At 66.4% G+C, this 20,464-nt stretch carries 17 protein-coding genes; 11 read left to right on the top strand and 6 right to left on the bottom strand.

The window, feature by feature from the left end; translation table 11 throughout:
- The first annotated feature begins 106 nt into the window (after positions 1-106).
- A complete protein-coding gene (locus tag GRI48_RS09640) occupies positions 107-2,725 on the top strand; it encodes a TonB-dependent receptor plug domain-containing protein (RefSeq protein ID WP_160674643.1) in 2,619 nt (872 codons plus the stop codon).
- Positions 2,726-2,821: 96 nt separating this feature from the next.
- Here GRI48_RS09640 and GRI48_RS09635 read toward each other — a convergent pair whose 3' ends face one another.
- The 5 genes from GRI48_RS09635 to GRI48_RS09615 all read right to left on the bottom strand — a co-directional run bounded on the left by GRI48_RS09635 (position 2,822) and on the right by GRI48_RS09615 (position 8,644).
- Positions 2,822-3,868: a substrate-binding domain-containing protein gene (locus GRI48_RS09635; RefSeq protein ID WP_160674640.1), complete on the bottom strand. Its 1,047-nt coding sequence runs from the start codon at positions 3,866-3,868 to the stop codon at positions 2,822-2,824.
- A 70-nt stretch (positions 3,869-3,938) separates the two neighbouring features.
- Positions 3,939-5,321, bottom strand: coding sequence for an OprO/OprP family phosphate-selective porin (locus GRI48_RS09630; RefSeq protein ID WP_160674637.1), 1,383 nt, complete (start codon positions 5,319-5,321; stop codon positions 3,939-3,941).
- A 130-nt stretch (positions 5,322-5,451) separates the two neighbouring features.
- Positions 5,452-5,844, bottom strand: a complete 393-nt coding sequence (locus tag GRI48_RS09625) for an acyl-CoA thioesterase (RefSeq protein ID WP_160674634.1) — start codon at positions 5,842-5,844, stop codon at positions 5,452-5,454.
- Positions 5,841-6,458, bottom strand: coding sequence for an HAD-IA family hydrolase (locus tag GRI48_RS09620; RefSeq protein WP_160674631.1), 618 nt, complete (start codon positions 6,456-6,458; stop codon positions 5,841-5,843). The genes GRI48_RS09625 and GRI48_RS09620 overlap by 4 nt, the downstream gene beginning before the upstream one ends.
- Positions 6,455-8,644, bottom strand: a complete 2,190-nt coding sequence (locus GRI48_RS09615; RefSeq protein WP_160674628.1) for a S9 family peptidase — start codon at positions 8,642-8,644, stop codon at positions 6,455-6,457. Before GRI48_RS09615 ends, GRI48_RS09620 begins: the two co-directional genes overlap by 4 nt.
- A gap of 145 nt (positions 8,645-8,789) precedes the next feature.
- On the opposite strand from GRI48_RS09615, the gene GRI48_RS09610 reads away from it, so the two are divergent.
- The 6 genes from GRI48_RS09610 (at position 8,790) to GRI48_RS09585 (ending at position 14,622) form a co-directional block, all read left to right on the top strand.
- Positions 8,790-10,607 carry an aminopeptidase P family protein gene (locus tag GRI48_RS09610; RefSeq protein WP_160674625.1) on the top strand — a complete coding sequence of 606 codons (1,818 nt, stop codon included), beginning with the start codon at positions 8,790-8,792 and terminating at the stop codon, positions 10,605-10,607.
- Positions 10,608-10,679: 72 nt separating this feature from the next.
- Positions 10,680-11,075, top strand: coding sequence for a VOC family protein (locus GRI48_RS09605; RefSeq protein ID WP_160674622.1), 396 nt, complete (start codon positions 10,680-10,682; stop codon positions 11,073-11,075).
- Positions 11,076-11,080: 5 nt separating this feature from the next.
- Positions 11,081-11,491, top strand: a complete 411-nt coding sequence (locus GRI48_RS09600) for a cupin domain-containing protein (RefSeq protein ID WP_337190799.1) — start codon at positions 11,081-11,083, stop codon at positions 11,489-11,491.
- Positions 11,492-11,698: 207 nt separating this feature from the next.
- The gene (locus tag GRI48_RS09595; protein ID WP_160674619.1) at positions 11,699-12,442 is read left to right on the top strand and encodes a hypothetical protein; all 744 of its coding nucleotides are present in this window, start codon (positions 11,699-11,701) and stop codon (positions 12,440-12,442) included.
- A 42-nt stretch (positions 12,443-12,484) separates the two neighbouring features.
- Positions 12,485-13,228, top strand: a complete 744-nt coding sequence (locus tag GRI48_RS09590) for a response regulator (RefSeq protein WP_160674616.1) — start codon at positions 12,485-12,487, stop codon at positions 13,226-13,228.
- Between the two features lie 5 nt (positions 13,229-13,233).
- Positions 13,234-14,622, top strand: a complete 1,389-nt coding sequence (locus GRI48_RS09585) for a sensor histidine kinase (protein ID WP_337190798.1) — start codon at positions 13,234-13,236, stop codon at positions 14,620-14,622.
- Here the strand turns inward: GRI48_RS09585 and GRI48_RS09580 are convergent, their stop codons facing one another.
- The gene (locus GRI48_RS09580; protein ID WP_160674613.1) at positions 14,623-16,149 is read right to left on the bottom strand and encodes a helicase HerA-like domain-containing protein; all 1,527 of its coding nucleotides are present in this window, start codon (positions 16,147-16,149) and stop codon (positions 14,623-14,625) included. It abuts the gene before it with no gap.
- Between the two features lie 106 nt (positions 16,150-16,255).
- On the opposite strand from GRI48_RS09580, the gene pabB reads away from it, so the two are divergent.
- Genes pabB through arfB form a run of 4 tightly spaced genes read left to right on the top strand, consistent with a single transcriptional unit; the run spans position 16,256 to position 20,355 of the window.
- Positions 16,256-18,067, top strand: coding sequence for an aminodeoxychorismate synthase component I (gene pabB / locus GRI48_RS09575; protein WP_160674610.1), 1,812 nt, complete (start codon positions 16,256-16,258; stop codon positions 18,065-18,067).
- Entirely contained in the window at positions 18,064-19,233 is a 1,170-nt protein-coding gene (locus tag GRI48_RS09570) for a pyridoxal phosphate-dependent aminotransferase (protein WP_160674607.1), read from the top strand. The genes pabB and GRI48_RS09570 overlap by 4 nt, the downstream gene beginning before the upstream one ends.
- Positions 19,230-19,946 (top strand): RluA family pseudouridine synthase, encoded by a 717-nt coding sequence (locus tag GRI48_RS09565; RefSeq protein WP_160674605.1) that lies wholly within the window; start codon positions 19,230-19,232, stop codon positions 19,944-19,946. The genes GRI48_RS09570 and GRI48_RS09565 overlap by 4 nt, the downstream gene beginning before the upstream one ends.
- Positions 19,927-20,355 carry an alternative ribosome rescue aminoacyl-tRNA hydrolase ArfB gene (gene arfB, locus GRI48_RS09560; protein WP_160674602.1) on the top strand — a complete coding sequence of 143 codons (429 nt, stop codon included), beginning with the start codon at positions 19,927-19,929 and terminating at the stop codon, positions 20,353-20,355. Before GRI48_RS09565 ends, arfB begins: the two co-directional genes overlap by 20 nt.
- The last annotated feature ends 109 nt before the right edge of the window (positions 20,356-20,464 follow it).

Raw genomic sequence — 20,464 nt, 5'->3', positions numbered from 1 at the left:
GAAGTTACAGTCGGTGAAATAATGCTGTTCAAGTGGCGGTGACGCTTATCTTTTGAGACGCAAGTGGCCATCCTCGCGCGGTTCATACCATGCGGAGGAAATGGTTATGCGTTTCAAGACTTATCTGCTCGCGGCCGCCAGCGGCGTCGGCCTGGCATCATTCGCCCAGCCCGCGCTGGCGCAGGAAATCGACGGCGCCAGCGAAGCCGGCGAAGCCGTGCCCGAACAGCAGATCATCGTCACCGGTACCCGCCGGACCGATCGCACCGTGGCCGAAAGCTCGGTCCCGATCGACGTCATCTCATCCGATGCCCTGCTCCAGCAAGGAACCACCGAAACGAACAGGTTGCTCAACAATCTCGTTCCCTCGTTCAACTTCCCCCAGCCCTCGCTGACCGACGGTACGGACTCGCTGCGTCCGGCGACCCTGCGTGGCCTCGCGCCCGACCAGGTGCTCGTGCTGGTCAACGGCAAGCGCCGCCACATCTCCTCGCTGCTCAACCTCAACGGCTCGATCGGTCGCGGTTCGGCGGGCGTCGACATGAATGCCATCCCGCCGCTGGCGATCGGCCGCATCGAAGTGCTGCGCGACGGCGCCTCGTCGCTTTACGGATCCGACGCGATTGCCGGGGTGATCAACATCCAGCTCAAGAAGAGCGAAGGCGGGATCGCCCGCGCGTCCTACGGCAAGTACCGCACCACGATGGAAGACGTGTTCGAGATCGCCAGCGTCTCTCCGACAACCGGCGCGAGCGACAATCCGAACATCGTCTTCAGCGACGAGGAGCGCAAGCGCCGCGACGGCGAAACCTGGACGATCGGCACCAACATCGGTCTGCCGGTCGGCGTCGGCGGCTATCTCAATTTCACCGCCGAATATGTCGACCGTTCGCCGACCAACCGGTCCGGCCCCGACCTGCGTCGCCAGTATTCGGGCACGGGCGACCCGCGCGAAACCAGTTTCGACCGTTTCAGCCACCGTTATGGCGACGGCGAATCGCAAGCGTTCAACTTCTTCGTCAACGCCGGGATGGACCTCGGCGCCGACTGGGAGCTCTACAGCTTCGGCAGCTACGGCATCCGCGACGGCAACGGCACCGGCTTCTACCGCCGATCGCTCGATACCCGTAACCGCGACCTCGCCAACGGCGGGGTGCCCTACTACCCCGACGGCTTCCTGCCGCAGATCGACAGCACGATCGAGGATGTCGCGGGCACTTTTGGCGTCCGCGGCGATGCCGCAGGATGGAACCTCGACCTCTCGATCGGCTACGGTTCGAACCGTCTGGATTACGGCGTGTCGAACAGCTGGAACGCCTCGCTCGGCGGCGATGTCAGCAAGCGCAATTTCAACGCCGGCGGCCTGCGTGCGGGCCAGACGGCGGTCAATTTCGACGCGCAGCGCGACATCAACCTGGGCATCGGCGATTCCTCGCTCGCGCTCGGTGCCGAATGGCGCAACGAGAACTACAAGATCGTTGCGGGCGAACTGCAGAGCTACGTCGCCGGGCCGTTCGCCTTCACGACACCTGCCTCGGCCCCCGGCGCACAGGTCTTCCCGGGCTTCTCGCCGAGCACGGCGATCGACGAATCGCGTGACAGTTACGCGGTCTACGCCGAGCTCGACACCGACCTGTCGGACATGTTCAACATCCAGGTCGCGGGCCGTTACGAGCACTTCTCGGACTTCGGCAGCACGATCAACGGCAAGGTGGCCGCGCGCTTCGAGCCGATCGACGGGCTGGGCATCCGCGGCTCGGCATCGACCGGTTTCCGTGCACCCGGCATGGCCCAGCAGTATTTCTCGACCACTTCGACCAACAACGTCGGCGGTCAGCTGATCGAAGTCGGGACCTTCCCGGTCGGTTCGCCGATCGCGATCGCGCTCGGTTCGCAGCCGCTCGAGCCCGAGGAATCGCTCAACCTCAGCGCCGGCGTGGTCTTCACCATGGTCCCGGGGCTGAGCATCACCGCCGACTACTACAATATCGAGATCAACGACCGCATCGTCCTGACGGAGAACCTGCAGGGTGCCGACGTGGAGCAGATCCTGCAGAACGCCGGCGTGGTCGGCACTTCGGGTCGGTTCTTCATCAACGGGATCGACACGCGGACACAGGGCCTCGACATCGTCGGCAGCTACCGTGTCCCCGAATTCGGGATCGGCACGCTGCGCCTCAACGTCGGTTTTAACATCAACGACACCAAGATCACCGACCGGCGCGATTTCAGCGGCTTTACCGCCAACCGCCTGTTCGCCCGGCAGGAAAGCTTGCGCCTGACCGACGGTCAGCCGAGCAACAAGCTGAACCTGGGGGCCTCGCTCGACAACGGGCCGTTCGGCCTCACGGTCAATGCGAACCGCTACGGCAAGATCCTGCTGGCCGATGGCGTCACCACCGCGACGCTGAACGGCCTGGCTTCGTCCGACGCCAATCCGCAGATCCGCAACGACATCAGCGTGCCTGCGGGCGAGGCGCCGGGTGACATCGAACTGAGCCCGAAATGGGTCGTCGACCTCGAGGCACGGGTGAAGCCGACCGACTTCTTCGAGCTGGCGGTTGGCGCGAACAACCTGCTCGACGAATATCCGGACCGCCTGCCGGTCGGCGTGGTCGACGGGGTGAACTTCGGCACGAACAACAGCTTCCTGCCCTATTCCTCGCTCTCGCCGTTCGGGTTCAGCGGCCGCTTCCTTTACGTCCGGGGCACGGTCACCTTCTGACCCGGCTCACCTGCCCAAACGAGAAGGGCCGCCCCGTCGCACTGACGGAGCGGCCCTTTTTCTTGATGCTGCATTCCGCCGGGGCGGATCGCAGGCTTACTTCAGTTCGCTGCCATCGAGCGTGGTGAACTGCGTCGCGGCAGCCTGGTTCTTGGCCATCACGTCATCGGGCGAAGCGACCAGGCCGATCTTGGCGAGCGGGCCGTCCTTCGACCACATCGTCGTCCACTCTGCGAGGAACTCCTTGAGGCCCGGAATGGCGTCGAGATGCGCCTTCTTGACGTACATGAACAGCGGGCGCGCACCCGGATATTCAAAGCTGGCGATGTTCTCGTAGGTCGGCTCGACCCCGTTCATCGTCAGGCCGTGGACCTTGTCGGCGTTCTCTTCGAGATAGCTGTAGCCGAAGATGCCAACGGCGTTCGGATTGCCTTCGATCTTCTGGACGATGAGGTTGTCCTGCTCGCCCTGGTCGACGTAGGCGCCGTCCGAACGCACTTCGGTGCAGACCTTCTTGAACTCGTCCTCGTTGCTGTCCTTGAGCGCCGCGGTGGCCGGATCGGTCTTGCAGCCTGCCTCGAGGATCAGCTCCTTGAGCGCGTCGCGCGTGCCGGAGGTCGACGGCGGGCCGTAGACGAGGATCGGGGTGGCCGGGAACGAGGGATCGACGTCCTTCCAGGTCTTGGCGATCTGTTCCTTGCCGAACGGACGGGCGGCCAGCGCCTTGTAGACGAGCTCGGGAGTGAGAGCCATGTCGATCCCGCCCTTGGCCGAAGCGAGCGCGATACCGTCGAGGCCGACCTGGATTTCGACGATTTCATTGACGCCATTGGCCTGGCAGTCGGCGAACTCGCTCGCCTTCATCCGGCGCGAGGCATTGGCGATGTCGGCGGTGTTGGCACCGACGCCCTTGCAGAATTCGGCGATGCCTGCGCCCGAACCGATCGATTCGATGATCGGCGACTTGTAGTCGGGGTGCGAGCGCACGAAGCTTTCGGCGACGTTCTTGGCAAAGGGATAGACCGTCGACGAGCCGACCGCACGGATCGAATCGCGCGCGCCGCCGCCAGCCGAATTCTCGCCGCAACCGGCAAGCGCCAGGGTGGCGACGGCAGCGAAGCAGGCGGATTTGAAGAGTTTCATTTTTCGTATTCCCCGTTGGATGGATGCATGCGCGATTAGGCGCGGTTCATGACACAAACGTGACAGGCGATCAGAAGTCGACCTGGGCGCGCGCACCGAAGGCATCGACACTGTAGGAGGTGTCGCCGCCGGCCGCGGCATAGACCGCGTCGTCGTAGGCCTGCTTGCCGTAGTTGAGGCTGAACAGGACGTAGTCGGTCGGCTTCCAGATCAGCGAGGCTTGGTAGGCGTTCTGGATGCCGCCGGTAATGCCGGCATCGTTGAGATCGAGATAGTCGTAGCGCAGGTTGACCTGGACCGAACCGAAGCCGCCCTTGCCGACCGGGTTGGCGGGCTTCACGCGGTCGAACTTGCCGCTCTTGTAGCCGCGGCTGTCGCCCGAAGTCAGGAAGTAGCCGACTTCCGCATAGCCGCCGAAGAAGGTCGGATCGGACAGCGCGCCGGGGCGCGAGACCTGTTGCCAGAACCCTTCCGCCGCGGCGTGGAACGGCCCGGCGATGACGGCGCCCTCGAGGCCGTAGCCGGTCTCGCTCGCAGCGGCGAGATTGCCGGTGTTGACGAAGCGCTCCGAGGTGAAGTGGACGAAAGGTCGCTGGCGGTAGCGCACGCTCGCCGCCGGATCGTCGAGGTCGTTGTAATGGACCGAGCCACCGAGGTGGAGCTGCGCGTCGCCCATCTTGGGCATCAGCACCAGCCGGGCATCCGCGCCGCGGTTCTTGCTCGACGTGTCGTTGATGTTGTCGGTGAAGAGGCCCGCCTGCGCGAGGACGATGCCCTGCTTGTATGTCACCGAAGCGCCGACCCGGCGCTCGAAGCCGAAGGCGTCGGTGAAGGCGGCCCGCTCGATGAAGCTCGAATGCAGGCTGCTGGTCAGCTCGTCGAGCGACTGGAAGTTGTTGTGCTGGCCGACGATCACCTCGATCGGGCCATCGCCGTAGGAGAGGTACGCGTCGGTCGCATCGACCTCGCCGCCGGCGAAATCGAGCTCGAACTTGTAGCCGAAGCCGCCGGGGATATCGCCCTCGACGCCCAGACGGGCGCGGCGCGCCTCGTTGCCGAAACCGTCGGCACGCCCGGTCGAAGACGGCGCGCTGCTGAAGCCGACGTCGTACATCAGGCGCCCGCGCGGCTTGAAGCTCCAGCCACCCTCGCCCTCGATCAGCGGGGCGCCCTTCCATGCAATCGACGGAGCCTTGGACGCGGTTTCCTGTGCTGCGGCCGCGCTTGCGACTGCTTCGCCGGCGCTGGTCTGCGCCGCGTCGGCCTTCGCCTCGGCCTGCGCCAATTCGCCTTCCAGCGTATCGATGCGGGCGGCCATGCGGGCCATCATCGCGCGCATCTCGGCAAGTTCCTGCTGCACGGCCGCGCTGTCGGCGTCCTGCGCCTGGGCGGGAAGCGCCCAGCCACTTGCAACCGCAACGGCCACCACCGCGCTCGTAATCGGGAATTTCATGTGTCGGTACCCCGCCTGATGTCATTTGTGACGTTTCGGGGTCGCCTCTATGCGCCGTGCATGACGGATATGTGACAAACCATCACAAAAGATGTCCACAACGCGACATCGCGCCGAGGTCGCGGCGAGGCTATTGGAAAGGGGCGAGAATTTCCGGGCGCACCCGCGCGAGGCGCTGGCTCTCGCGCTCGAGCATCGCCCAGGTGGTAGCGGCAGAGACGATCAGGCGGCCTTCGGAATCGCGAAAATCGACCCGCCGCAGCGACTTGGCGCCTTTCGGCCCGCCTTCGATCCAGGTTTCACCGGTCACCGTTTCGCCGGGCCCGATATTGCCGCGATAATCGATCTCGTGGCGGATCACGACCCAGAAGAAGCGCTCGCGATGTTCTGCATCTGCGGCGGCCTGCCAGTGCGCGGTCGCCATGTCCTGCACCCAGCCGACCCAGACTGTGTTGTTGACGTGGCCGAGCTCGTCGATGTGCTGCGGCTCGGCGACGAATTCCTGCCTGAAGCGGGCCGTCAAACCTGCACTCCCAGTGTTGCCAGGTCGCGCTCCGCCTGCGCTGCGTCGGTAAACAGGAAGGCATGCATGCCGGCCGCTTTCGCGCCGTCGACATTGCGCGGCATGTCGTCGAAGAAGACCGTCTCGTGCGGCGCGAGGCCGTTGGTTTCGAGCACGTGCGCGTACATGGCCGGGTCGGGCTTGAGCACGCCCACCTCGGCCGAATTGGTCACCCCTTCGAAATGCGCCCACCAGTCATGCGTTTGCGACAGGTGCGCGACCACCTCGATCACGTTGTCGGTCAGCGCGAAGGTGCGATAGTCGGCGGCGACCAAGCGCTCCAGGAGCGGAGGTGTGTCCTCCAGAAGGTGGAAGCTGTCGTAGACCGCCGCGAAGAAGCCGTGGGCCTCGTCCTGCGTGAACAGGCCCGCTTCGACATAGGCGTCGCGCGCGCCGTCCTGCGTGTACTCGCCCCGGTTTAGCGCACGCCAGATGTCGTTGTCCGCAAAGATCGCCTGGCGCCGTGCCAGCGCGTCATCCCCGGAGATACCGAACGCCGCCTCGACTATGGCGAGCGGGTCCCACCGCACGAAAACATTGCCGATGTCGAAGACGATGTTGCGAATCGCGCTCACTTGGCCAGGCCGTGCTGCCACAGGAGGAAAGCGTACTGCTGGCCGGTCTCGCGCCATGCCTCGTAGCGTCCCGACTTGCCGCCGTGCCCCGCGCCCATGTTGATCTTGAACAGCAGCGTGTTGTCGTCGGTCTTGAGTTCGCGCAGCTTGCCGACCCATTTGGCCGGCTCCCAGTAGGTCACCCGCGGATCGTTGAGCCCGGCCGTGACCAGCATCGCGGGATAGTCCTGCGCGATCACCTGGTCGTACGGGCTGTAGCTGAGGATATAGGCAAAGGCCTGCTTGCTGGCGATCGGATTGCCCCATTCGGGGAACTCGCCCGGGGTCAGCGGCAGCGTATCGTCGAGCATCGTATTGAGCACGTCGACGAAAGGCACGTCGGCGACGATGGCGCGGAACAGGTCGGGTCGCTGGTTGGCAATCACGCCCATCAGCGTGCCACCCGCCGAGCCGCCCGAGGCGCTGATCCGTCCGGCCCTGGTATAGCCGCGCTCGGCCAGCCCCTCGGCAACGTCGATGACGTCGTTGAACGTGTTGGTCCGCGCGTTGAGCTTGCCTTGGTCGTGCCAGCGCTTGCCGAGGTCGTCGCCGCCGCGAACATGCGCAATGACATAGGCCACGCCGCGATCGACGAGACTGAGGCGCGCCCCGCTGAAATAGGGCGGGAAGGCATTGCCGTAGGAGCCGTAGGCCTCGACATGCAGCGGCCCGCCCGGCCCGCCGTTGATGGCATCGCGATCCTTGCGCATCATCAGAGTCGCCGGGACCATCGTGCCGTCGCGCGCCGGGATCAACAGCCGCTCGGTCACGTATTGCGACTGGTCGTAGCCCGAGGGAATTTCGCGCTGCTTGAGCAGTTCGAGCCGTCCGTCTGCGACGTGGTAGTCATAGACCGAGCTCGGCGTGACCATCGAATCATACGACAGGCGCAGCTTGTCGACGTTGTATTCGGGATTGTCTGACAGCCCGGTCGAATAGCTCGCTTCGGGGAAGCTGATCGCCTTGAAATCGGCCGGGTCCGCATAGCTGCGGACCTGCACCTGGTCGAGGCCGTCGATCCGCCCTTCGGTGACGTAGAAATCCTTGAACAGGTCGAAATCGGTCAGGTAGAATTCGTCCGAACCCTCGATCAGCGTCGACCACTTGCCCGGCTCGGAAAGCTTCGCGGTCGCCAGCCGGAAATTGTCGTGGGTGTCGTTGGCGCGGATGAACAGCGTGTCGCCGCGCACGTCGAGCGTATATTCGATCTTCGGCTGGCTCGCGCGGACCAGGATTTGCTCGCCGGTCGGATCGTCGGCGCGCACGATGCGGATCTCGTTGGTGTCGTGGTTGCCGGTCGAGATGATCAGCCAGTCTTCCTGCGCCGACAGCCACTTCGACACGGTGAAGCCAGGTCGCCCGGGCTCGGTGAAGATCTCCAGGTCGGCCTCGTTATCGGTGCCCAGCCTGTGCAGCCGGACGTGCTCGACCCGCCATTGCTCGTTGGCGCGGCCGTAGGCGAGCATGGTGTCGTTCGCGAGCCAGGTCAGCCCGCCGTTGATACCCTCGATCCGGTCGGGCAGCAGTTCGCCGCTCCCCAGGTCCTTGACGACACCGGTGTAGCGCTCCGACCCGTCGGTATCGGTCGAATAGGCGAGGTAGCGCCCGTCCTTGCTGATGGAAAAGGCACCGAGGCGGAAATACTCGTGACCTTCCGCCAGCTGGTTCTCGTCGAGAAGCAATTGGGCTTCGCCGCCGGCCACCGGGCGACGATAGTGCTTGGAATATTGCGCGCCTTCCTCGGTTTCCTCCCAGTAGACCCAGTCGCCGTCCTTCTGCGGGACCGAGCTGTCGTCTTCCTTCACCCGGCCCTTGATCTCCTGGAAGATCGTTTCGACCAGCCCCTCGTGCGGTGCCATCTGGGCTTCGAAATAGGCGTTCTCGGCCTTGAGGTGATCGAGAATGTCCTTGTCGTCGATCACCGGATAGCTGCTGTCGCGAAGCCAGTGATAGGGATCGGCGATCGTGATCCCGTGATAGGTATATTCGTAGTCGCGCTTCTCGGCGATAGGGGGCGCGACGCTCGCGGACTGCTTCACTTGGGCGGAATCCTTCTTGCTTGGTGCTGCGTCGGCCAGCGCGGGGCCCGAGGCGAGGATGGTCGAAAAGCCGGCCAGCAGGGCGGCAAAGGCGTGTGCGGGTTTCATAGCGGCGACACCTGAGGAACGGGATCTGGATAAGCGGGTGGCCAGCGGGCGACCGGCTCCTTATGTTGGAGCGACGATTTGACCCGCGCGGCTCCTTCTCCCGTTAGAAGTCGAGCCGCCGACACGCAACGACAGGATCGACGATATGCTGAGACAGACCCACGAAGCGCGACTTGCAGCCCTGCGGCAGGAACTGGAAAAGCGGGGCCTCGACGGTTTCGTAGTCCCGATTTCCGACGAGCACATGAGCGAATACGTCGGCAGCTACGCCCAGCGGCTCGCCTGGCTGACCGGCTTCGGCGGCAGCGCGGGCAGCGCGATCGTGCTCGCGGGCGAATACGAAGGTCTCGGCGCGGCCATGTTCGTCGACGGGCGCTATACCGTCCAGGTGCGCGACCAGGTCGACGGCAAGCTGTTCGAATACCGCTCGGTCCCCGACGAAAGCCATGCCGGGTGGCTGGTCGAGCACGCCCGCAAGGGTGCGCGCATCGGCTACGATGCCTGGCTGCACTCGCGCGGCTGGGCCAGCGACCTTGCCGCGGCGCTCGGGAAGATCGCCGGAGAACTCGTTCCGGTCGACAGCAACCCGATCGATGCGGTGTGGCACGACCGGCCAGAACCCTCGCCCGCACCTGCCTTCGCGCAGGACGATTCCGCCGCTGGCCGATCGAGCGCGGACAAGCGCGCCGAGGTCGCCGACTGGCTCAAGCGCGAAGGCTACGATGCCGCGGTGATCTCCGCGCTCGATTCGGTCGCCTGGCTGCTCAACATCCGGGGCAAGGACGTCGACCACACGCCGGTCGCGCTGTCCTACGTGATCGCGCATGCCGACGGCACGGCGGACCTGTTCATCGCCCCCGACAAGGTCACGCCGGACCTTGAACGCCACCTCGGCAATGCCGTCCGCATCCGCCCGCGCGACGGTTTCGAAGCCGCGCTCGGCGAGTTTTCCGGCAAGCGCGTGGCGGCCGATCCGGGCAATGCGGTGGCGGCGATCTTCCAGCTGCTCGAGGATGGCGGGGCCACGGCCGTTGCCGCTCCCGACCCGACGATCCTGCCCAAGGCGATCAAGAACCCGGCAGAGCAGCAGGGCCACCGCGACGCGCAGGCGCGCGACGGTGCTGCGGTATCGCGGTTCCTCCGCTGGCTCGAGGTCGAGGGTCCGTCCGGCGACGTCGACGAGCTGTCGGCCGCGGCCAAGCTGCAGGCCTTCCGCGAGGAAACCGGCGTGCTGCAGGACCTGTCGTTCGACACCATCAGCGCCGCCGGCCCGCATGCCGCGCTGCCGCATTACAAGGTCGATGAAGACAGCAACATCGCGATCCCGCCGTCGAGCATCTACCTCGTCGATTCGGGCGGCCAGTATCGCGACGGGACCACCGACATCACCCGCACGGTGTGGATCGGGCCCGGCGAACCCTCTGCCGAGATGCGCGAGCGCAATACCCGCGTCCTCAAGGGCCACATCCAGCTCGCCATGCAGCGTTTCCCCGACAAGACCAGCGGCGGTGCGCTCGACGCGCTGGCGCGCATGCACCTGTGGCAGGGCGGCGTCGATTACGGCCATGGCACCGGCCACGGTGTCGGCGCCTTCCTGTCGGTCCATGAAGGACCGCAGCGGATCAGCAAGCCGGGCGGCGCTTTCGCCGGGACCGAGACGCCGCTGCGCGCCGGGATGATCCTTTCGAACGAGCCCGGCTACTACAAGCAGGGCCACTACGGCATCCGGATCGAGAACCTGGTGCTGGTGGTGCCGGCTAAGATCGAGAGCGAGGGCGACTACCTCGCGTTCGAAACGCTGACCTTCGTGCCGCTCGACCGCAAGCTGATCGACAAGGACCTGCTGACACCTGCCGAGATCGCCTGGGTCGATGCCTATCACGCCCGCACCCGCGACCTGCTCGCCCCCCAGCTTGGCGGCGAGGATCTCGCGTGGCTGGAGGCCAATTGCGCCCCGCTGTGACCCGGCTTGCAGGGCCAAGCGTGTTCCTGTAATGTTCCACACGGGCCGCAAAACGACTCGGGGAGTTTTCGCATGATCGGATATGTCACGCTCGGTACCAACGACCTCCAAGCCGGCGCACCGTTCTACGACGCGATCGCTGCCGAAATGGGCGTCGGACGGATGATGGAGTTCGATAGCTTCATCGCCTGGGGCAAGCTGGATGGTCCCGCCGGCGTTGCCCTGACCAAGCCGTTCGACGGCGGCGAGGCTACTGTCGGCAACGGCACGATGGTGGCGCTGGAATGCTCTTCGAAGGAGCAGGTTCACAAGCTCCACGAGATCGCGCTCGCCAATGGCGGCACCGACGAGGGTGCTCCTGGCCCGCGCGGCGAGCCGGATGAGAACGGGCAGGTGTTCTACGCCGCCTATTTCCGCGACCGCGACGGCAACAAGCTCAATGCCTTCCTGATGGCACAGGCGGACTGACTCCGGTGAGCGATACGCAACCGCGCCGGCTGGATGAACAATTCGTCCACCTCGCTCTGGGCGCGCGCGTCGTCGTGCAGCCGCCGTTCGACGGGATGAGCTGGTACGAGGACTATGGCGCGCGTCACGGCGCCGACGGGGCCGAGGGCCGACTGGTGTCGATGTATGTTTTCGATGAAGACTGGGACAGCTGGGAGATGCACCCGGTCGGCGAAGAGATGGTCCTGTGCACGGCAGGTCACATCGTGCTGATCCAGGAAAACGAGGACGGCTCGCGCCGCTCCGTGCCGCTCGACGCGGGCGAATATGCCGTCAATCCGGCGGGCACCTGGCATACCGCCGATGTCGGGACTTCGGCGACCTGCGTGTTCATCACCGCCGGCGAAGGCACCAAGAACCGCCCCCGCACCGACTGACCGTGGCGCGCCTTGCGCCCCGGTGAACCCACTTGCTCCTGCGCGACAAATTGCGACATTTTGCCGCGTTTGCGACATATGGCTGCGACAGCCGGCGGCTAGAACCGGGTCACGAGTTGCGGGGGACGTGCCCTCACGATCCCTCCCCCTCCAAGGCGAGGCACGCGCTCCCGCAGCTCAAGATATTGGAACACAGGAGCATACAAGATGCGCAAGCAAGCACTCACTCTCAGCGCCGCCGCGCTCGCCATGGTCGGCATCGCAGGCGCCGCGACCGCCCATAATCACCGCGACGGCCACCACAGTCCCGACGCCAACGGCGACGGCATCGTGACCAAGGCCGAAGCCAATGCAGCCGCCGCGGCCATGTGGCAGAAGATGGATGCCAACAACGACGGTGTCCTGACCCAGGCCGATCGCGACGCGATGAAGGAAAAGCGCGCCGAGCGCCGCGAACAGCGCGGCCCGGAACGGTTCGCCGCGCTGGATGCCGACGGCAATGGCGAAGTCAGCCTCGCCGAGATGCAGGCCCACCATGCCGAGCGCATGGCGGAACGCACCGAGCGTCGCGGCACCGATGCCAAGGCACGCCCGGACCGCGCAGAGCGCCACGCGCAGATGTTCGCCAGGCTCGACACCGACAAGTCGGGCGGCCTCTCGCAGGCCGAGCTGGAAGCCGGCCGCGAAATGCGCAAGGAGCGCATGGCCGAGCGCGGCGGCAAGCACGGGCAGCGTGATGGCATGCATGGCGGCCGGATGATGGGCAAGATGGCCGATGCGAATGGCGACGGCACGATCACACGCGCCGAGTTCGATGCCGCAAGGGCCAAGCACTTCGCGATGGTCGATACCGATGGCAACGGCCAGCTCAGCAAGGCCGAGCAGGAAGCCGCCCGCGCCGCAATGAAGGCCAGGTGGCAGGAACGCCGCGCGGCAAAGCCTGCGAGCTGAGCCTTGCCGCTCCACACGAAGGGGCGCTAACCGCCGATCATCATGACCGAGGAAGCGCCCCTTACAACCATTCTGCTGGTCGATGACGAGATCAGCCTGCGCGAGCCCCTGGCCGAGTATCTCGTCGGCCAGGGGTTCGACGTCTTGGAAGCCGACAGCGCCGCGGCGGCGCGCAGCCGCCTGCTCGACACGCGGCCCGACATCGCCCTGGTCGACATCATGATGCCGGGCGAGGACGGCCTGTCGCTCACCCGCCACCTGATCGAGAGCCAACACCTGCCGGTGATCCTGCTCACCGCCAAGGGCGAGGCGATGGACCGCATCGTCGGCCTCGAGATCGGCGCGGACGATTACGTTTCCAAGCCGTTCGAGCCGCGCGAACTGGTCGCCCGGATCCGCTCGGTCCTGCGCCGCGCTAGCCGTTCTGCCACTCCGCCAGAAGAAGATGCGCATTACGAGTTCGAAGGCTGGCGGCTCGATCCGCTCAAGCGCCGGCTGACCGATCCGGAAGGGACGCTGGTGCCGATCTCGACCGCGGAGTTCCGCCTGCTGCGCGCTTTCCTCGACAATCCGCGCAGCGTGCTCGACCGCGACCGGCTGCTCGACATGGTGCAGGGGCGCGAGGCGCACCTGTTCGACCGGGCGGTCGACAACCAGGTCAGCCGTTTGCGGCGCAAGATCGAGGCCGACAGCAAGGTCCCGCATTTCATCCTCACCGTGCGCGGCGGCGGTTATCGCTTCGGTGCGACGGTCAGGCGGATCGCACCGCCCGGCGATGCCGCGTGAGGCTGGTGCCCAAAAGCCTTTTCGGCCAGGTCATGCTGGCGCTGGGCCTCGCCCTGCTGGTGGCGCAGGTGATCTCCGCCGCGCTCCTGTACCGGGCGATGCAGGAACGGCGCGAGGACGCCATGCTTAACGCGGCGGCCTATCACCTGGGTGTCGGCGCCGCCGAGCGCGGGCGTATCGACCAACGCGTGCACCGGCGCGATGGCGCGCGTATGCGCGGTCCCGATGGGCCCGGCCTGCGGTTGCCGCGCCGGTTTCGTTACGAGACATCGACCGGCCCCCCGCTGCTACCGGGCGAGACTGCCGATGCCGAGCGCGCCGAAGCGCTCGCCGAACTGCTGTCCGCGCGCGGGATCGTCCCCGGCGAAGTGATCGTGACCACGCGGCGGGCGATCGACGACCCGCTGGTCGCACCTTTCCTGCGCCGGGCCGGCGTGCCGCAGAACAGGGCAAATCAGCATATCATCGTCGCCGCCATCCGGGCCGACCCCGATACCCCCTGGCAAGTCGCGCGCGTACCCGTGCCGCCTGCGGAGACCGCGCCCGTGCGGTTGCTGGTGATGCAGGTGGTGCTGGTCCTCCTCCTGCTCGCAGCGCCCCTGTTCCTGATTTTGCGGCAATTGACCCGCCCTCTCGGCGCGCTGACCCGCCGGACCGAGGCCTTTGCCGCGAGCGGCAACGCGACCGGCCCGCTGGCGCCCGCCGGCCCTGACGACCTGCGCCGCCTGATCGCCGCCCACAACGCGATGGAAATGCGCATCGGCTCGATGCTCGACGAGAAGGACGTGATGCTCGGCGCGATCGGCCACGACCTGAAAACCCCGCTCGCAGCCTTGCGCGTGCGTATCGAGAGCGTGCCGGACGAGATTGCGCGCGCGAAAATGGCCGCGACGATCGAGGATATTGCGCGCACTCTCGACGATATCCTGTCGCTGGCCCGCATCGGCAGGGCCGACGGCGCAGCCGAGCGCGTGGACCTGGCCGCGCTCGCCGCATCGGTGGTCGAGGAATACGAGGACATGGGCGAGCCGGTAACGCTCCAGGCATCGCCGCGCGTAGTCGCGCCCGTCCGCGAGACTTGGCTCAAGCGCGCACTGCGCAATCTGGTCGGCAATGCGCTGCGCTACGGCGGCACGGCGCGCGTTTCGTTGCTGGAGCGCGAAGGGCAAGCGGTGCTGCAGGTCGACGACGATGGTCCCGGCATCCCGGCCGACCGGATCGCGTCCATGCTCGAGCCGTTCCAGCGAGGAGAGACCAGCCGCAATCGCGCGACCGGCGGCGCGGGCCTGGGCCTGACGCTCGCGCGCGCGATCGCCGAACAGCATGGCGGAACGCTCGTGCTGGCAAACCGCCCACAGGGCGGGCTGCGCGCCGAAATCCGCCTGCCGCTCTAGCTAGCGCATCAACCCGCCGATGATGTTGCGCACGAAGGCAGTGGCCCCGGTGCGCAAGGGGTCCGCGCGCGACTTCTTGCCCAGCACCGTCGCCACGGCAATCGAGCTCAGGGAGCCGGCAGCGGCGGTCGCGGCGGCCTTGCCCGCCTTGCCCCATATCGAGGTGCTCTTGCGCTCGCGCTTGCCGACTTCCTCGCGCCCCTTGTCGGCGACCTCCTGCGCGGTCGCCTCGGCATCGGCGGCCTTCTGCGCGAGCACTTCGGCGGCACTCTCGCGATCGACGCTGGTATCGTATTTGCCTTCCACCGGACTGACCGACTGGATTATCGCCCGCTCCTTGGGCGTTACCGGGCCGAGGCGGCTGCGCGGCGGCTTGATCAGCGTGCGCTGGACGATCGTCGGCGCGCCGTCCTCGTCGAGCGTGGAGACCAGCGCCTCGCCCACCTTGAGCTGGGTGATCGCTTCCTCGACATCGAGTTCGGGATTTATCCGGAACGTCTCTGATGCGGCCTTGATCGCGCGCTGGTCGCGCGGGGTGAAGGCGCGCAAGGCATGCTGCACGCGGTTGCCAAGCTGGCCGGCGACTTCTTCGGGAATATCGATCGGGTTCTGGGTGACGAAGAACACCCCCACCCCCTTGGATCGGATTAGCCGCACGACCTGCTCGATCTTGTCTTCGAGCGCCTTGGGCGCATCGTCGAACAGCAAGTGCGCCTCGTCGAAGAAGAACACCAGCTTCGGCTTTTCCGGATCGCCGACTTCGGGCAGGCTTTCGAACAGTTCGGCAAGCAGCCACAACAGGAACGTCGCATAAAGCTTCGGGCTGCGCATGAGCTTGTCCGCGGCGAGCACGTTGACGAAGCCGCGGCCCTGTTCGTCGACCTTGAGGAAATCGTCGATCTCCAGCGCCGGCTCGCCGAAGAACAGGTTCGCTCCCTGGCTCTCGAAGCTCAGCAGCTGGCGCTGGATCGCGCCGACCGAAGGCTTGGAGACGTTGCCGTAGGTCCCTGACAGCTCCTTCGCATTGTCCGATGCCCAGGAAAGCACCGCCTGCAGATCCGCGAAATCGAGCAGCAACAGGCCGTTCTCGTCGGCGTGGCGAAAGACGATCTGCAGCACGCCTTCCTGCGTTTCGTTCAAGTCCAGCAGCCGGCTGAGCAGCAGCGGCCCCATCTCGCTGACGGTGGTGCGGATCGGGTGGCCCTGCTCGCCGTACAGATCCCAGAAGATCACCGGATTGTCGGAATAGGCATAGTCCTCCATGCCCAGCTCCTTCGCGCGCGCCTCCAGCTTGTCGGCGTGCTTGAAAGTGGGCGACCCCGGCATTGCGATGCCGGACAGATCGCCCTTCACGTCGGCGACGAAAACCGGGACACCCTGCGCGGAAAAGCTCTCGGCGAGGCCCTGCAAGGTCACCGTCTTGCCCGTGCCGGTTGCGCCCGCGATCAGCCCGTGCCGGTTTGCCCGCGAAAGCGCCAGCGACTGCCGCTCGCCATTGGCTGCAAGGCCGAGAAAGATGTCGCTCATCGCGCGTGAAGCTCCCGTGTCTATCGTGTCGGGCCCTGATGCGGGCCGCGCTGCCGACGGTCAAGTTCTCGACTTGTGAGCGCAAGCGGCTAAGGCGGTCGGGCACATGACCGAAACCTCGCCCTTCGTATTGCTGGACGATGCCCGCGAGGAAGGGGCCGCACCGGCGCACCTGTTCGGCCAGGCGCGCGAGATATTCGTCGCCTATCGAGCGGACGAGGTGGAAGATGCACTCGCACGCGCGGATGACGCCCGGCGCCGGCACGGCCTGCCGCTGGCGGGCTACATCGCCTACGAGGCGGGGCTGGCGCTGGAGCCCAGGCTTGCCCCGCTCGCCGCAGCGCGTTCAGGAGCGGGCGGGCCGCTGGTCTGGCTCGGCCTGTTCGAAAGCGAGCAGGAGATCGCGGCTGCCGACATGCCCGCCTGGCTGCAGGAGCATGGCGCGGGCGATGCCTCGATCGGGCCGCTAGTCCCGCAGCTGTCACAGGGCGCCTACGAACGGGCATTCGATACGCTGAAGGAAGCGATCAGGGCCGGCGACATCTACCAGGCAAACCTGACTTTCCCGCTTGCCGGGTCATGGCGCGGCGAACCCCTGGCGCTCTATCGCCAGCTGCGCGGTGCGGCAAAGTCCGGTTACGGCGGCGCAATCTTCGATGGATCGCACTGGCTGCTGAGCCTGTCGCCCGAACTCTTCGTGTCCCTGAAGGACCGGACCATCCGGGCCAAGCCGATGAAAGGCACGCGCCCGCGAGGCCGGGATGCGGCAAGCGACCGGGCACTGGCAGACGAGCTCGCCGGCTCGGACAAGGATCGCGCCGAGAACCTGATGATCGTCGACCTGCTGCGAAACGACCTCAGCCGGGTCGCCGAAGCCGGCACGGTGCATGTCGAGAAGCCGTTCGCGGTCGAAAGCTATCCGACGGTCCACCAGATGACCACGACGATCGAGGCGCGACTGCAAGCGCAAGCGGGTGTGGTCGACCTCGTCCGCGCGATTTTCCCCTGCGGTTCGATCACCGGCGCGCCCAAGATCCGCGCGATGGAACTGATCGATGCCGTCGAACGCGATGCGCGCGGGCCCTATTGCGGCGCGATCGGGCGGATCTCGGCCGACGGGGATGCCGCCTTCAACGTAGCGATCCGCACCTTGCGGCTGACTCCCATCGAGAACGGGCAAGGATCCGCCGTGCTCGGCATCGGTTCGGCTATCGTCGCGGACAGCGAGCCGGAGACGGAATGGCGCGAGTGCATCTTGAAAGGTGCCTTCGCCCGTGCCAGCGCTCCCGACATGACCGCACCCGCGTTCGACCTGATCGAATCCATGCGTTTCGACCCGGAAGCGGGCATTGCGCTGCTCGAACTGCATCTCGAACGGATCAAGGCGAGCGCGGCCGAACTCGGCTTTGCGTTCGACCGACACGCAACGCGCAACCAGATCCAGGCGCTGTGCTTCGATCTCGACCGGCTGTCCAAGGTCCGGCTGATGCTGGCACGGAGCGGCGAGATCGCGCTGGAAGCGCACACGCTCCCGCCGCGCGAGGAGCCGATACCCTGCGCGATCCTCCCGCTGCCGGTCGACAGCGGCGACTGGCGGCTGCGCCACAAGACCTCCGACCGTGCCTTCTACGAGGATGCGCTGCTGGTCGCCCGCGTCGCCGGTGCGGACGAGGCGCTCTTGCTGCGGCCCGACGGGCTGCTGACCGAGGGCAGCTGGACCAATGTCTTCGTGCGCCGCGGGGACGGGAAACTGGTCACCCCGCGCGCTTCGCTCGGGCTGTTGCCGGGCGTGCTGCGCCGGTCGCTGCTCGACAGCGGCGAGGCAATCGAAGGCGACGTGCGGATGGACGACCTGGTCGGTGGCTTCCTGCTCGGCAATTCGGTGCGCGGGCTCATGGCCGCACAGCTCATTCCATGATTCCCCTGTCCCCGGCGCTCGAACGCATAGAGGCGTCGCAGACTTCGGCGATGACCGATCGCGCGGCGGCGCTGCGCGGCGAAGGGCGCGACATCGTCTCGCTGTCTGTCGGAGAGCCAGATTTCGATACGCCCGCCCACGTCATCGCCGCGGCGAAGCAGGCGCTCGACGAGGGCAAGACACGCTACACCCCCGTGGCCGGCACGGCCGATCTGCGCGAGGCGGTGGTCCGGCACTTCGCGCGCGATCTCGCGATCGAGACGTCCAGGCCGCAGGTCATCGTGACCGCCGGCGGCAAGCAGGCCATTTTCGAGGCGCTGCTCGCCACCATAGCGCCGGGCGACGAGGTGATCGTGCCGGCCCCTTGGTGGGTCAGCTATCCGCAGATCGTGCGCTTTGCAGGCGGCGAGGTGGTACCCTTGCCGACCACGCCGCAGGATCGTTACCTGCCCGACCCCGACCGGCTCAAACGCCTGATCACGCCGCGTACCCGCTGGCTGCTGCTCAACAGTCCGTGCAACCCGACCGGGGCCGTCTATCCCCCCGCGCTGCTGGAACGCATCGCCGAAATCCTGCGCCGCCATCGCAAGGTGATGGTGATGAGCGACGATATCTACTGGCCGCTCGTCTACGGTGCGCAAGGCCACGTCAGCCTCGGTGCGATCGCGCCCGACCTAGCAGACCGGCTGCTGACCGTCTCCGGCGTGTCGAAAAGCCACGCGATGACCGGTTTCCGGATCGGCTTCGCGGCCGGCCCGCAGGAACTGGTCTCCGCGATGACCCGTCTGCAATCGCACAATTCGGGCAATGCGAGTTCGGTCAGCCAGGCCGCCGCCGTCGCCGCGCTGACCGGCCCCCAGGATTTCCTCGGCGAATGGCGGGCGACCTTCCGCCGTCGCCGCGACCGCGTGGTGAGCGCTATCAACGCAATTCCCAGCCTTTCGACTCCGGAACCGGATGGTGCATTCTATTGCTTCGTCGATGCAAAGCCGTTGATGGGCCGGTTCGACGACGACAACGCGCTGGCGCTGCACCTGCTCGAAGCGGGCGTTGCAGTCGTGCCGGCAAGTGCCTTCGGCGGGGCTGACGGTTTCCGCATCAGCTTCGCCGCGAGCGAGACGGCGCTGGACACGGCGCTCGCACGCATAGAGAGCGCGCTTCGATGAACGAAATTCCGATTCTCTACGAAGACGGCGAAGCGCTGGTGATTGACAAGCCCGCGGGACTTCCCGTCGACCGCCCGAAGCGCGGCGGCCCGGCCCTGTTCGACCATGTCGAGCAGCTGAAGCTCGGCTTCCAGCGGCCGCCTGTGCCGGTTCACCGGCTCGACACCGATACCAGCGGCTGCCTGCTGCTGGCGCGCAATCCCAAGGCGCTCAAGCGGTTCAACAAGGCGTTCGAGGACCGGCTCGTCGGCAAGACCTACCTCGCCATCATCGATTTCGAACCGGCCGAGCGATCGGGCACGATCGAACTCGCGCTGAGCAAGATCAGCTCGGCGGAAAAGGGCTGGCGGATGATCGCCGCCAAAAAAGGCAAGCCCGCGGTGTCTCACTGGGAGCTGCTCGAGACGATCGGCGAGGGCGACCGTCGGCGCTCGCTGATCCGCTTCCGGCCGACCACCGGGCGTACCCACCAGCTGCGCGTCCACGCGCTGCAGGGCCTTGGCGCGCCATTGCTGGGCGATCCGGTCTACGGCCCGGTTCGTGGCCAGAACAAGGGCGCACCGCGGACCATGCTCCATGCCGAAACGCTGACCGTGCAGCGCGAGGGCAAGACGCCGATCGAGGCTTATGCCCCCTTCCCCGAGGATTTTCTGCGCGCCGGCCTCACCGCGCCCCCGCCTCCGGACATGCCCGATGGACCCGGAGCCGCTTGAAGCCATCATCGACCGCGCCCATGCGCTGGCGGAAGAGAGCTTCCTTGCAGGCAGCGGTCCGGGCGGTCAGAACGCCAACAAGGTCGCGACCGAGGTCCAGCTCAGGGTGAATATCTATGCGCTGCGCCTGCCGCCTCCCGTCTTTGCGCGGCTGCGCGAGCTTGCGGGGAGCAAGCTGACGGCCAGCGGCGACCTGTTGATCACGGCGAAGACGCACCGCACGCAGGACGCGAATCGGAGCGAGGCGCGCGAAAAACTGGAAGCCCTGCTCGAGGACGCGCACCGCCAGCCCAAGAAGCGCGCCAAGACCAGGCTCAATCGCGTCGGCAAGACCAAGCGGCTCGCGGGCAAGAAGGCGCGCGGCGCGGTAAAGGCCAATCGCGGCAAGGTCTCGCGCAGCGACTGGTGAGCGCGACCGCTGCTTGACTTTCGGACGTGAATCGGCGAATGGCGCGCGGCAGAAGGGCGGCGCGCTGCGTCGCCTGTATTTTTTTCGGCTGAAGACCGGCCCATCAAGC

The organism is Qipengyuania oceanensis, assembly GCF_009827535.1.
GTDB classification, from domain to species: Bacteria; Pseudomonadota; Alphaproteobacteria; order Sphingomonadales; family Sphingomonadaceae; genus Qipengyuania_C; species Qipengyuania_C oceanensis.
The sequence above is the reverse complement of the archived record's forward strand: the minus strand, read 5'-3'. Positions and strand labels throughout refer to the sequence as shown.